Annotated in this window: 11 protein-coding genes; 4 read left to right on the forward strand and 7 right to left on the reverse strand. The window is 65.3% G+C overall.

Going from position 1 to position 13,079, the window contains the following annotated elements; genetic code table 11:
* Positions 1 to 79: 79 nt before the first annotated feature.
* The 3 genes from HQ314_RS21525 to HQ314_RS18200 form a co-directional block, all read right to left on the reverse strand.
* A complete protein-coding gene (locus HQ314_RS21525) occupies positions 80 to 1,219 on the reverse strand; it encodes an orotidine 5'-phosphate decarboxylase / HUMPS family protein (RefSeq protein ID WP_261781844.1) in 1,140 nt (379 codons plus the stop codon).
* Positions 1,220 to 1,300: 81 nt separating this feature from the next.
* Positions 1,301 to 1,837, reverse strand: a complete 537-nt coding sequence (locus tag HQ314_RS18195; protein ID WP_222626815.1) for a 2,4'-dihydroxyacetophenone dioxygenase family protein — start codon at positions 1,835 to 1,837, stop codon at positions 1,301 to 1,303.
* Between the two features lie 99 nt (positions 1,838 to 1,936).
* Positions 1,937 to 2,935, reverse strand: coding sequence for a LacI family DNA-binding transcriptional regulator (locus tag HQ314_RS18200; protein ID WP_308014242.1), 999 nt, complete (start codon positions 2,933 to 2,935; stop codon positions 1,937 to 1,939).
* A gap of 1,041 nt (positions 2,936 to 3,976) precedes the next feature.
* On the opposite strand from HQ314_RS18200, the gene HQ314_RS18205 reads away from it, so the two are divergent.
* Positions 3,977 to 4,867, forward strand: a complete 891-nt coding sequence (locus tag HQ314_RS18205) for an alpha/beta fold hydrolase (RefSeq protein WP_261781845.1) — start codon at positions 3,977 to 3,979, stop codon at positions 4,865 to 4,867.
* 754 nt (positions 4,868 to 5,621) lie between these two features.
* On the opposite strand, the gene HQ314_RS18210 is transcribed toward HQ314_RS18205, so the two are convergent.
* On the reverse strand, positions 5,622 to 6,026 hold the full coding sequence (locus HQ314_RS18210) for a 5-carboxymethyl-2-hydroxymuconate Delta-isomerase (protein ID WP_222650836.1): 405 nt from the start codon (positions 6,024 to 6,026) through the stop codon (positions 5,622 to 5,624).
* Between the two features lie 46 nt (positions 6,027 to 6,072).
* Positions 6,073 to 7,008, reverse strand: coding sequence for an NAD(P)H-binding protein (locus HQ314_RS18215; protein WP_222650837.1), 936 nt, complete (start codon positions 7,006 to 7,008; stop codon positions 6,073 to 6,075).
* Positions 7,009 to 7,252: 244 nt separating this feature from the next.
* On the opposite strand from HQ314_RS18215, the gene HQ314_RS18220 reads away from it, so the two are divergent.
* Positions 7,253 to 8,485: a 12-oxophytodienoate reductase gene (locus tag HQ314_RS18220; protein WP_222650838.1), complete on the forward strand. Its 1,233-nt coding sequence runs from the start codon at positions 7,253 to 7,255 to the stop codon at positions 8,483 to 8,485.
* A 131-nt stretch (positions 8,486 to 8,616) separates the two neighbouring features.
* A complete protein-coding gene (locus tag HQ314_RS18225; protein ID WP_308119470.1) occupies positions 8,617 to 9,156 on the forward strand; it encodes a helix-turn-helix domain-containing protein in 540 nt (179 codons plus the stop codon).
* 23 nt (positions 9,157 to 9,179) lie between these two features.
* Here the strand turns inward: HQ314_RS18225 and HQ314_RS18230 are convergent, their stop codons facing one another.
* On the reverse strand, positions 9,180 to 10,562 hold the full coding sequence (locus tag HQ314_RS18230; RefSeq protein WP_082043018.1) for an MFS transporter: 1,383 nt from the start codon (positions 10,560 to 10,562) through the stop codon (positions 9,180 to 9,182).
* Between the two features lie 91 nt (positions 10,563 to 10,653).
* Positions 10,654 to 11,595, reverse strand: a complete 942-nt coding sequence (locus HQ314_RS18235; protein WP_042574425.1) for an NAD(P)H-binding protein — start codon at positions 11,593 to 11,595, stop codon at positions 10,654 to 10,656.
* Positions 11,596 to 11,876: 281 nt separating this feature from the next.
* On the opposite strand from HQ314_RS18235, the gene HQ314_RS18240 reads away from it, so the two are divergent.
* Complete coding sequence (locus tag HQ314_RS18240) at positions 11,877 to 13,076, forward strand: acyl-CoA dehydrogenase family protein (protein ID WP_042574426.1); 1,200 nt, start codon at positions 11,877 to 11,879, stop codon at positions 13,074 to 13,076.
* Positions 13,077 to 13,079 lie beyond the last annotated feature (3 nt).

The following is a 13,079-nucleotide window of genomic DNA, read 5'->3' on the forward strand; positions in this document are numbered from 1 at the left end:
GTACACATGAACCGGACTGAGTCGACGAGACCCCGATTGCCCCGGACACGGGTGTGCGGGGCCATCGGGTGGGTCAGGTCTAGGTGGTGAGTGCGTCCCTCAGGGCCTCGGCCGCCGCCGCCGGATCCTCGGCACCGTAGATGGCACCGCCGGCAACGGCGACATCGGCGCCGGAATCCCGCACCGCGATGATGGTGTCGCCCTTGACGCCGCCGGCGATCGAGAACGGCACCCCTGCGATCTTGCCGTCGTCGAGCAGGGTCTGGATGGAGTAGTCGGGATGTGCCTGCTCGTCGAGACCGGCATGGGTCTCGACGAACGAGACACCGAGCTCGGCAACTTCGCGGGCTCGTTCGATGCGGTCGGCGACACCGATCAGATCGGCGACGACCTTCTTGCCATGCTTCTGACCGGCCTCGACAGCACCCTTGATGGTCGCGTCGCCGGCGGAGCCGAGGACGGTCACGATGTCCGCGCCGGCGGTGAAGGCGATGTCGGCCTCGAGGAACCCGGCATCCGCCGTCTCGAGATCAGCGAAGACCTCTTCGTCCGGATGCGCGGCCTTGATCGCCGACACCGCGCGCAGTCCCTCGGCTTTGATGGCGAACAGTGCGGGGACCACTACCGTTCCGCCCGGTACGACGGGAGGACATCGTGTCCGGACTGGGTGAGCAGGAGCGCGATCATCAGCCCCGTTGGGTCCGGGCCCGGAGACCACCGCGCGGAAGGCATCCTCGTCGGCTCGCTGCAGGCGGGTGACCGCCAGGCACGCGACGGACAACGGTTCGGTCAGCACCAGTACCGAGACCGGCAGGTCGTGCTCCACAGGCACGAGTCGGTGCTCGTCGACGACGAAGAGCTCTGCCGCGGCGCCGTCGAACGACAGGCCCAGAACCGACTTTTGTTCACAGATCTGGCGTAGCCCTCGTCGGCACACCGCACAGTCACCGCGGCCGTCGATGGATACGGGGACCACTCGTCGTCCCACCCACCGACGGTCGACGCCGGCCCCGACTGCGACCACGGTGCCCACTGCTTCGTGCCCCATCGTCACCGGTGGCCGAACCCAGTAGTAACCGGCGTCCTGGCGCCACGCGTGTACGTCGCTGCCACACAGGCCGCACGCTTCCGTCTGCACCAGCACCTGGCCGTGACCGGGTCCTGGTGCGGGCCGGTCGAGAACGGCGAAGTCGAGCGGAGTGTTGCTGCTCGTGATCATGCGCGCAGGCGGGATGGCCTCTCGTTCGTGCGAGCGCCCACCACCGGATGCTCTGCGAGTGTGTCGTCGGATCTCTCGGATTCAGCGGATGAAGCGGTCGACGTAGTCGGCGCCGAGGCCGACGCTCGCGTAGTGCTTGCGGGCATTGTCGATCTTGGTGAACACGTCCTCGACGCCGACGGGGTTGCCGTCGGGGTCGACGTAGATGTAGGCGCCGGTGACGTGAAACATCGTGGCCATCTCGTCGACACCCTCGGGTACTTCGAGGGTGTGGATGTCGCCGGGAGGCTCGAAGGCGTAGCTGCCCTGCTCGGCCCACCAGTCGTGCTCGAGGTAGTGCCACCGACCACGCAGCGTGGTGGCGTGCACCGGGCCGGCGTGCCGGTGGCGGGAGAGGATTCCGGTCTTGCGGACGCGGAGGATGTTGACGAAGAAGCCTTGACTGACCGACAGCAGCAGCGGCCGGAACGTCACGTCGGGGGACTGCGGAACCCACAGACGTTCCTCGCAGTCCAGGTCGAGTGCCCCCGGTTCCACCAAGTCGTCGAGCATGCTGTCGGACTTGGGACCGCGGTAGGGGATCGCGGCCTCCGAGGTGTGATCGAGCGTCGAACCCATATCGAAGTCCTCCGTATTAAAGGTTTAAGTAGTGTGGCACACAGCGTCGGTGTCAGGCAAGCCCCGGTCACTGGTTCCTACACCGGACGCTGTCGAATGTCACCGCGGCGCAGTGGTCTCGCGAATCCGGAGGACGTGGGGGAGGATCACGTGTTGTGTCGGTGCGGTCGATCCGTCGATGCGGTCGAGCAGTAACTCGGTTCCTCTGCGCCCCATCTCTTCTCGCGGAACAGTGATGGTGGTCAGTTGTAAGGGCCCCGCACTGGAGAAACTCATGTCGTCGAATCCGGTCAGTCCGATGTCGCCGGGAACGGTTCGCCCCTGTTCCCTGCAGACGTCGTACACGCCGACAGCGATGACGTCGTTTCCGCACATCACGGCATCGACGTCGGCATGGTGTGCGAACAATTCCCTCGCGCGTGCGGCCCCGGATTCTCGCGTGAGTGCCCCCCACATGGCCGTTCTGTTCACGATGTCGACCCCGGCGTCGGTGAGTGCGGAGACGAACCCGTTCGCCCGATTCCGGGATGCGCTCGAAAGTGGGGGACCGCCCAGTACCGCGACCCGTCGATACCCGCAGTCCGCGACATGGCGACCGAGCTCGCGTCCTGCACCGAGGTCGTCGATGCCCACGAAGTCGGCGTCGATTCCTTCCACGTGGCGGTACAGCTGAACGAAAGGCTCACGGCGGTCACGTAGTTCGTCGAGGAGTGTCGTGTCCGCCGATGTGAGCGAGGTGAACAGAAGTCCTCCGGAGTGGCGGTCCACCTGCGCCAGTGCTGCATCACTCTGGTGTGTGCCATCGACACCCACGTGCGAGACGAATACTTCGTACCCCCGAACACCCGCGGCAGCGATCGCACCGTAGGCGAGTTCGGAGTAGAACGGGTTGGCTATGTCGGCCAGGAGTAACCCGATGGTGCTGGGCGTTCCCGCTCGAAGATCGCGTGCTGTCTTGCTCGGCCGGAAGTTCATCTCGCGCGCTATGTCGAGGATGCGCGCGCGAACTTCGTCGCTCACACCGGGGCCGCCGTTGACTGCGAAGGAGACGGCAGCTATCGATACCCCCGCGCGTTCGGCGACCTGGGTGATCGTCACCCGTTTGGACGTTTTTCGCGGTGTGGCGCGCGCCGCCGCAACGGCCGCCGGTCGACGAGCAGAGCGAGTGGGTGGCGAATCGTCGGCGGCATCCGGCCCTGCGTTGTGCATTCTCGAACCATATCCGTTGACGGCGGCCCGACACTCGGCGTGCATGCCGGGTCCGAACCGCACCAGCGAGCGGAGAACGCCCCGCGTCGACCGCGCGCTGAACGTTCCCGCCACTCGGGGTGAACGGGCCATCAAGGTCCGTCATGCGGCCGGGCCCGCCGCAGCTGCTCCTTTGTTTGACGAGATATGCTGTCTGGCAGCGTGATACGCATCTCATCGGATTCGGCTGAAGGGTTTGTCGGTGTCACGAGGGTGTCACAAGTCGGGACGGACGGAGGTGGACCGAGGCGGACGCGGATGGACGAACGTGCATTTCAGTCCGGTTTTCGTGAGTCCAGGTGAATCCACCTGATCGGGTCGTCGAAGCCTTGTAAGCGAGTGGTCTTCGGTTCAATCCCGAACGGAGGCTCTCAATATGCCTCTGAGCAGGACAAATGCTCCGAAACAGCCCGCTCAGACCTCTCGCTTGACCGCATCAGCGATACGTCCGTGCAGGTCCGCCACGGCCCAGGGGCGTCCGGTCACCTGCGAAAACTGCCGAGACGTGGCTCGATGTCACGAGTTGTCACAACTCAGTCGTAACTCGTTCGATGGACTCGGGTAGACGTGGGTGGCTGTGGGTGGACTTTCACGCCCAAGAATCCACGACGGCGCGTGAACCTCCATGGACTGTCGTGGACCTATTCCACTCGCTTCCTATCCCGTCGCGGGAGGCGTGGACATGGGCGGACTCGAGTGGACGGACCGCATCGCCCTCGGCGGTCGATTGGAAATACGGCAGCCGCGGGTCTGATCACGGCTCTTCCGGGACCCCCGCGACCGTTATTTCGACGTTTTCCAAGCCATTGAAAGAAGCCTTTCCTGCACGGTGACGCGGAGGGCCCACGCAGTCCGGCGATGAGTTCGTCGGGGGACCCGAGTCGACACTGCATGACTACACACACGCTCGCCGTTTCCGGCGCCACCATCACCTACGACGTCCATGGTCCACTGACCTCGGGTACACCCCTGTTGCTCATCGGTTCACCGATGGATGCGAGTGGGTTCACCACGCTCCGTACACACTTCACCGATCGACCGGTGGTGACCTACGACCCACGCAACACCGGGCGCAGTGTCCGTGACGAGCCCACGGCTGCGGTCACGGCGCGGCAGCACGCCGACGATCTGGATGCGTTGATCGCAGCGCTGGACTGCGGTCCTGTCGATGTGTTCGCGTCCAGCGGCGGCGCGGTCAACGCTCTGGCGTGCGTCGAACGCCGGCCGGGCGCGATCCGAACTCTCGTCGCCCATGAGCCACCGGCCGGTGGTGCACTCGCTGATCACGACCGCATCTCGGCTGCGTGCGCGCACATGGTGGAGTCGTACGACGCGGCGGGGACGGGGCCGGCGATGGCCGAGTTCATCCGCCTGGTGATGCACCGCGGTCCGGTCGACGACGCGTACCTCGCGGGGTCGGCGCCGGACCCGGCGCAGTTCGGACTCCCGACCGAGGACGACGGTTCTCGTACCGATCCGCTGATGTCGAACATGCGTGGACTGGGCGTCGATTACGTGCCCGACGTGGAGCGTCTGACGGCAGCGTCGACTCGCATCGTCGTCGCGGTCGGCGAGGAGTCCGGTGGACCTGAGGACGGCGAGATGGCCGGTCGTGCAGCGTATGCGGTCGCGCGGCTGTTGGGTCAGGATGCTGTCGTCTTCCCCGGCGGGCATCAGGGGTTTCTCGGTGGTGAGTTCGGTCAGACGGGTCGACCCACCGAGTTCGCTGCTGCGCTACGAGAGTGCCTCGACCCTGACATCTGGCCCCCGCACGGCGTGTGATGACGCAGTAGTGGTCGGCGACGGCGGATACGACTCGCCCCCACTCCGGTGTGAGTTACGCCCGCAATGCCCTGACCTGGTCGACTGAGTCGCAGACCATGTGCGCGGCGGGTCAACTGGGCTCGACCTGCCCGAGGCCTGTCGCGCGTCCATTGCCGACGACTTCAAAAAACGACAACGAGCGCCTCGCCGTCCGGTACGGCGTCGAACCGACGAAGCGCTCCGCGCGTATTCGGCCGGAGCCGTGAACACCTGTCCTCCGCGACCCTCGCGGAGTCGTCGAATGCCGCCACGGCCAGAGCATTCGAGGACCTCGTCACCGGCGACGAGGGTCGCAGATGACTCGCCGATGCGGGCTTCGTCGCGCCCTAGAAGTTCGGCTACGGTTCGGATCGTTGTGCTCGATCGACGCTGATGGTGACCTTCGTCGACGTGACGAACACCCTCGCCTCCTGCCCCACATCGAGACCAGCCTGGCGTGACCGATCGGGACGGAGTTGGACCCGTGGCCGCGAGCACGCTGTGGTCGCCGGCTCGGTCGAGTGCAGTGACGACACCGTCGGCGAAGATGCCGTGCAACTCCGACGACGGATAAAATCCCTCAGAAGCGAACATGCCCGGCGCTGCCCGCGCCGCTGAAAGATGTGCTCGGGCGCCGAGCTGACAAGTTCAACCATCACGTGCGAATTCATCATCGCACGTCCGCGAATTCTGTTGTAGAGAGAGCTTTCGAATCTCCGCATCGAGCCCATGGTCAGTAGGTCGGCGTCGCCCGAGTAGGCGACCCCGCGATACTTCCACCCGACCGCGTCATCGACGGATCGAACTCGAAGACCTCGAGCTGGAAACCCACGGGCCGATCGGCACACAGGTCCACCAGGTGCGCGGGGAAGGTCCGATGGAACTCCTCGACAATCCGTCCAGTGGTGGCCTCGTCACGACCGGCTGCGATCTTGACGCGGACATGCACGTATCCGGTCGGACCGTCGACGGCGTCGTCGGCTATACGCGACGTCTCGACGGCTGTCGCGAATGTCCTGATGCCCCAGTGCGGGAAGACGCCCAGTCGCTTGGCCGTCGCATGCATCGCATCGACCAACCCCGTCGCGTCCAGCAGGTCGGACACGTTGTCGGTGTACTCGATCGCTATGTGTGGCACAAAGATCCCTCTTCTCCGAGACTGCAGCGGTAAGGGTCGAGCGCCGTCACACCATCGAACCGATGCGGTCGTACCGGACGTCCTTGACGGTGTCGAGCACGGATCGAAGTGATGCCGGTGTTCGACCCGTGATCTGTTCGACATGGCCGGACAGAATGGACTGATACCCGCCGGCAATTGCCAGATCTGCCGACACGAGTTCGTCGCTCGCCCACCGATGGCCCTCCGCGTTGGGCGGCATCGAGGGGTCGTACGTTCGCGGCAGCCCGACCGAATCGAAATAGGCGAGCCGCTGTTCCTCCGAGACCGCCCGGTACTCGATGGGTGTCTCGAACGCCTCCGCTCCCAGGCGCACGATGTCGGACATGGACAGCAGCTCCGGTCCGGTGATCTCGTACACCGCGCCGGCGTGTTCTGTCGGGTCTTCCAGGACGGCGGTGGCAACACGGGCGACGTCGACCTTCGACACCGGGGCCAGCGACCCGTGCCCGGTGGCCATCTCGAGAACACCCTCGCGGGCGGCGGGGGCCAACCAGATGGTGCCGACGATCTCTGCGTACAGCGAGTTGCGGAGGATCGTGTACGCCAGTCGGCTCGTGCGGAGATCGCGCTCCGTCTCGTAGTGATCGATCGCCGACAGTGCGGGATTACCTGGCTGCACGCCGCCCACGGAGGTGTAGACGATGTGGCGGATGCCGGCTCGCTCGGCGGCGTCGACAGCAGTGCGATGCTCGGCAGTGCGACGACCGAGGTTCAAACCACTGATGAGGAGAAGGACATCGCCTCCGCGATAGGCCTCGTCGAAGAGCTCGGGCCTCTCGAAGTCGCCAGGACGCACGCTGACGCCAGGCCCTTCGACGCTGATGCTCGAGGGGGATCGTGTGACCAAGGTCAGCTCTCGACCCGGGTCCGCCTCGAGGAGTTGCTGCGTGACCCGACGTCCCAGGTCGCCCGATGCTCCACTGATGACGATCCGGGTCACGACATTCCTCCATCGACTAGGTACTCGGCACCGAGAGTTCGTGCCGAGCACCAAGCCTGACGTCGGCGAGTGACCCGGGCAACACCACGTACTTCATCCGGGGCATGCCCCCCGTGCATAGACGCTTGTCATGGGCATGCGTGACGTCTTTGAACCATCGGGAACGAAAAAGTGCCCGATTGTCACCGTAAATATGACGGACATAACGTGACGAGCGTCTCAGTAGCAATCGAAAGGCAGGCGCATGCAACAGAATTCGATTCTCCTCGATCCGGAACCGACCGCGACGGACCCACTGTTCTCGCCACTCGTGCTCAACACGACACCCGTTCGCAATCGGTTCTATCTGCCGGCGATGCAGCGCGGATCGCGTGGATATCGACCCACCGCGGGAATGGCGGCAACACTCCGAACCACCGCCGAGCAAGGGCCGGGAGTCATCATCACGGAGGGGGCGGCGCCGGAACATCCTGCGGGGTACTGGCAGCCGGCGTTCAGCATCCTGGGCCGCGACACTGCCGACGACTGGGGGCTCGTGGTTCGCGAGGTGCTGGGTACCGGAGACGTCGTGGTGCTCATGCAGCTATGGCACCCGGGCGCTCTGCGCCTTGTCGTGGACGGCATCGAGAATCCATATCCCGATCATCCCGCGTGGAGCCCGTCGGGCCTCATCCAGGAGGGACGGCCAAACGGTGTCGCCATGACTCGACGGGACCTCGAGGACACCAAGAACGCCTATGTGGACAGCGCCCGGATCGCGCAGAGTCTCGGTGCACACGGGATCGAGCTTCACTGCGCACACGGGTACCTCCTCGACCTGTTCCTGTGGCACGAGAGCAACATTCGCACCGACGAGTACGGCGGCGACACGCTGGCCGAGCGCGCAGCCTATCCCGCCGAGATCATCGCAGCTATCCGCGCGGCGACAGGACCAGACTTCATCATCTCGGTGCGATTCTCGCAGTGGAAGGAAGTGGATTACGGAGCGAAGATCGCGCAGCACCCGGACGATTTGGGACCGTTCCTCGAGCGCATGGAGCAGGCGGGTGCCAACGTCTTCCACATCTCGGCGCGGCGATTCGACGCACCCGGGTGGCCCGAGCTGGATCCGCGCAAGAGCGTCGCAGCATGGGTGAAGACCATGACCGACCTTCCTGTCATGACCATCGGCAGTGTCGGTTTGTCCACCGATCTGGCGAGCGACGTCTTCGACGACAAGGACCCGCTCCTCCAAGTCGAGGACGACGTCATCCGAGTACGTCAGGGCCTGGAGGCCGGCGACTTCGACATGATCGGCGTCGGGCGCGCACAGATATCGAACCCCGACTTCGTCGACAGGGTGCGCCGCGGTGACTACGACGGGCTCCGCGAGTTCAGAAAGTACCGAGACCTCGCCGAGGCGTACGAAAGCTATTCGCACGAGGGCCAACTCGTCGACCAGTCCAGGAAAGGTGACAGCGTCGCTCCTGCCCGCTGACGGCGGCTGAGGCGCTGACCGGTCGACGAGCCGCACCATGGTGTGCGGCTCGTCGATCCGTGTGACGAATACGCGAGAACGTGGCTGCGTTCGCGGTACTGTGCGGACGGATACATGAGGAGGGCCGACCCGTGGGAGTCGACGCAGTCTCCGGCGATGCTTCACCCGTGGACATCATCATGGAGGACATCGCACTCGTGCTTCGCGGCGTGTCCGCACCCTCCGAGGAGACCGAGGACTTGTTCCGAAGTCTCGCCTCCGTGCTCACTGAGTTCGACAGGAACAGAAATGTGCCGGTGGTGGGCATCGTCGGACATGTCGGAAACTATTGGCGGAACTGGCTTCTGGTGATCTCGCGCGTTGGCGCGCTGCGCCCCTCGGCCATGCGCCGGCTGCTCGACACGTTGGATCCCACACACCCTCTGTCCCAGAAGATGCTCACCCACAATCTGCGCATGCTCGAGCGTGACGGCATGTACACGCGCACGGTGATCACCGGCGCGCGCAGGCACGTCGAGTACACCCTGACCCCGCTGGGACGTGAACTGTCCGATCTCGTCGTGAACCTCATCGACTGGGGACTGCGGCACACCGATGAGATCGACTGTGCCCGGACGCGTTTCGATCAGACCGCCGAGCACGGCGCACACGAACCGCCCCCGACGTCGTAGTCGGGGGCGGATAGGAGCGTCGGTCAGTGCTCGTACGTGTCCAGATCCCGGTCCTTGCTCTCCTTCGACAGTGCGATGAACACTGCGCTGACGACGGCGAGGCCGATCATGTAAAGGCCCACCAGGAATGTCGAACCGTTCGCGGCGGCTTGAAGAGACACCAGGATCACCGGAGTGAATCCTGCACCCAGCAGCGTGGCGGCCTGGTACCCCAGCGACGCGCCGGTGTACCGCGCGGACGTGCCGAACTGCTCGGCGATGTATGCCGCCATCGGGCCGAACGTCGCGGACTGGACGAGGCTGAAACCGAGCACGAAGGCCAGTGTCACCAGCAGTGCGCTTCCGGAGGACAGCATCGCGAGCACCGGGAAGATCACCACCGCGAACACGCCGAGCCCGGCGAGCATCACCGGTCGACGGCCGACACGGTCGGACAGTCGGGCGAAACCGAGAAGAGCGAAGATTGCCACGAACTGGCACAGGGCGAAACCGAGCAGGACGTCCGACCGGGCCACCCCGGACTTCGTGGCGTGACCGATGGCGAAGGTGGCGAACATGATCTGAATGGCGACGCTGGCCATGCACCCGCCGGCGACGAGGATCAGATTGCGCGGGCGACGGAGAATGCTCACGATCGGTGCGGCCGCACGCGCTCCCGAAGCCTGTGCCGCACTGCGTTCGAGTGCCTCGCGGAACACGGGACTCTCGGAGACCCTGCTGCGAACGAACAGGCCGACGGCGAGAAGGACGGCGGAGAGGAGGAACGGGATCCGCCAACCCCACGCGAGGAAGTCGTCCTCCGGAAGCAGCGCGACGAGAGCGAGGGCGAGGGTTCCCAGCAGCGAGCCGGTCGGTGCGCCTGCGTTGGTGAATGCGGCAGCGAAGCCCCGCCCTCGACCACCGACGTGTTCGAGCGACATCAAGGTCGCGCCACCCCATTCACCGCCGATGGCGATGCCTTGCAGGACGCGGAGCAGAACCAGGATGATCGCTGCCCAGGAACCGATGGCGGTGGCCGGCGGAACCAGTCCGATCAGGAACGACGCCGCGCCCATCACGCTCATCGACACCAGCAGCATCGATTTGCGTCCGTACTTGTCACCGAAGTGGCCGAAGATCGCTCCGCCCAGAGGCCGTGCCAGATAACCGGCCGCGAAGGTGCCGAGTGACGCGATGGTGCCCGCGACGGGTGAGAGGTCGGAGAAGAACACGGGAGCGAAGACGATGGCGGCGGATGTGGCGTAGAGAAGAAAGTCGTAGTACTCGATGGTGCTGCCCAGATAGCTGGACAGAACGACCCGTCTGATCTCGCGGCGTCTCGCGTCGGTCGGTGGAGGCACCAGCGCAGAGTTGTCCGCACCGAGGGTGCGTGGTCGAAGCGGTGTCGGTTCCACGGGAATCGTCATGATGGGTCTTCGGTCCTTCGGTACGGGTGTCGAGGTGGTGTCCGCCGGGGGCGGCCGCTGTGACACGCGGCCACCCCCGGCGGAAGATCGGTCACGCTACAGTGGCGTCGATCTTGTCGTAACGGACTTCGCGAACTCGCTCCATCACCGAGGCGAGCGGCTCCGGCGCGCGTCCGGTGATCTGCTGCACGTGCAAGCTTTGGAGAGCTTGATATCCCTGGGCGAGACCGACTTCCGCGGAGACGAGCTCGTCGCTGGCCCACAGGTGGCCGTCCGGGCTGGGGGGCATGCTCGGGTCGTACGTGCGCGGGATTCCGACCGCGTCGAAGAATGCCAGTCGCTCCTCCTCGGAGACCGGCTTGTACTCGACCGGAGACGAGTGCACGTGCGAGGCCATGGCCGCGATCCGGTGGAAGTCGAGTAGCTCGGGACCGGTGATCTCGTAGATCCGTCCGGCATGCGCCGCCGGGTGCATCAGGCATTGCGCGGCGCAGCGTGCGACATCCTCCTTGGCGACCGGAGCGAACATTCCGTCTCCGGTGGCCTGGGACAGGACGCCCGACGGTACTGCCGGTGCGACGAGAATGTTGCTGACGATCTCCGCATACAGGTGATTCCGCATGAAGGTGTACGTGATGCCGGACTCCCGCAGATCGGCTTCTGTCTGCAGATGATCGATGGCCGACAGCGCGGGGTTGCCCGGCTGCACGCCGCCGACCGAGGTGTAGACGATGTGGCCCACACCGGCGTGCTGAGCGGCGGCAATCGCGGCGCGATGTTCCGACACTCGCCTCCCGAGGTTGAGGCCGCTGATGAGGAAGAGCACGTCCCCACCCACGTAGGCCTCCCGAACCGTCGGCGGGTACTGGTAATCGCTGTGCCGGATCTGCACGGTGTCCGAGGCGAAGTCCGCGAGCTTCTCGGGGGTGCGGGTGGTCAGGATGAGCTCGCGATCGGGGTCGGCGTCGAGGAGCAGGCGCGTCACTCTCCTCCCCAGATCGCCCGAGGCTCCGCTGATGATGATTCGACTCATATGCACTCCTTGTGTGGGCGATGGGACTGTGTCGCACCGCAACCGCGTCCGATGTTGTGACGTGCGCTACATACGACCATCGGTCCACGTGTCCGGTCCACCACCAGAATCATGTGGTCGACCATGCACGCCGAGCATCGTGTGGCATGTGTCCGAAGCATGGTCCCGCCCAACATTTCGGCGTTGCAGCGTTCTGACGGGCGTCGCATGCTGGGGAAGCCAGACGTGATCGGGGTCACCGAACCCGACGGACACGTCCTCCCGAACGAAAGAGACCCGACATGACCGCCTTCGCCACCCCCGAGCTCGCAGATCTCGACACCGCCGGCGTATCGGACGCAGAGCTGGTGGCACGCGCCACCGCGCTGATCCCGCTCATTCGCGAACACGCCGCCGACGCCACGAAGAATCGCAAGGTCTCGCCCGAGGTGATCGATGCGATCGCCTCGGCCGGCTTGTTCCATGTGATGGTCCCCAAGCGTTGGGGTGGACAGGGTGCGACGTTCAAGACAGCGTGCGACGTGGTCGCCGAAATCGCCCGCGGCGACGGATCGACCGGCTGGGTCACGGCGCTCACTCTGCTCGCGACGGCCTACGGAGCCACCAACACCACCCAGGCGCAGGACGATGTCTTCGGTGCGAACCCCGGTGCGCGCATCTGCGGGATCTTCTCCCCGGGTGACAAGAGCGAGAAGGTCGAGGGCGGATATCTGGTGAGCGGCAAGTGGCCGTATGCCTCCGGTTCGTTCGCGGCCCAGTGGGCGAGCCTCACCATCACTCTCGAAGGTGGCGCACCCGGTATGGCATTGATCCCCGCCGAGGCGTTCACCATCGAGCCCACCTGGTTCGTCGCAGGCATGCAGGGAACCGGTAGCGACACCATCGTGGTCAAGGATCATTTCGTGCCGGAATACCGCGTCCAGCCGGTCGCCGACATGTTCTCGTCCAAGTTCCGCTCACCGTTCACCGAGGAGCACGTCGCCTCGATGCCGTTCAACGCGGTCGCGGCAGGCATCCTCGTCGCGCCTCAGATCGGTCTGGGCCGTCACGCCCTCGAGCTCACCCGTGAGAAGCTGCCGAAGAAGCCCGTTGCCTACACCGCGTACGGCCAGGCAAAGGACTCGCCGACCCACCAGCTGGGTGTGGCGCGCGCTGCCACCAAGCTCCGTCTCGCCGAGCTGCTGCTCGACGCGATGGCGGCGGACATCGATGGCGCCGCAGAAAAGCACGAGCTGCCGAATCCGGAAATTCTTGCGCGCATCCGCAACGACACCGGCGTGGTCGCCGAGTTGGTCAAGGAAGAGATCGACTACCTGCTCACCGCCAACGGCGCCGGCTCGTTCGCCGACGTCAACGTCCTCGGCCGCGTCTGGCGCGACAGCGAGACGGCTGCGCGGCACGCGCTGGTCACGCCCGAGATCGGCCGCGAGGCCTACGGCCGTCAGCTTCTCGGCAACTACGATCCGACGATCGGCTTGTGAGGA

It is taken from the genome of Rhodococcus sp. BP-332, assembly GCF_019836065.1.
Classification (GTDB): domain Bacteria; phylum Actinomycetota; class Actinomycetes; order Mycobacteriales; family Mycobacteriaceae; genus Rhodococcoides.

Coding starts and splice junctions, on each gene's coding strand:
- HQ314_RS18205 (WP_261781845.1), top strand. CDS start 3,977: ATGACTACACACACGCTCGCCGTTTCCGGCGCCACCATCACCTACGAC.
- HQ314_RS21525 (WP_261781844.1), bottom strand. CDS start 1,219: ATGATCACGAGCAGCAACACTCCGCTCGACTTCGCCGTTCTCGACCGG.
- HQ314_RS18220 (WP_222650838.1), top strand. CDS start 7,253: ATGCAACAGAATTCGATTCTCCTCGATCCGGAACCGACCGCGACGGAC.
- HQ314_RS18240 (WP_042574426.1), top strand. CDS start 11,877: ATGACCGCCTTCGCCACCCCCGAGCTCGCAGATCTCGACACCGCCGGC.
- HQ314_RS18235 (WP_042574425.1), bottom strand. CDS start 11,595: ATGAGTCGAATCATCATCAGCGGAGCCTCGGGCGATCTGGGGAGGAGA.
- HQ314_RS18230 (WP_082043018.1), bottom strand. CDS start 10,562: ATGACGATTCCCGTGGAACCGACACCGCTTCGACCACGCACCCTCGGT.
- HQ314_RS18195 (WP_222626815.1), bottom strand. CDS start 1,837: ATGGGTTCGACGCTCGATCACACCTCGGAGGCCGCGATCCCCTACCGC.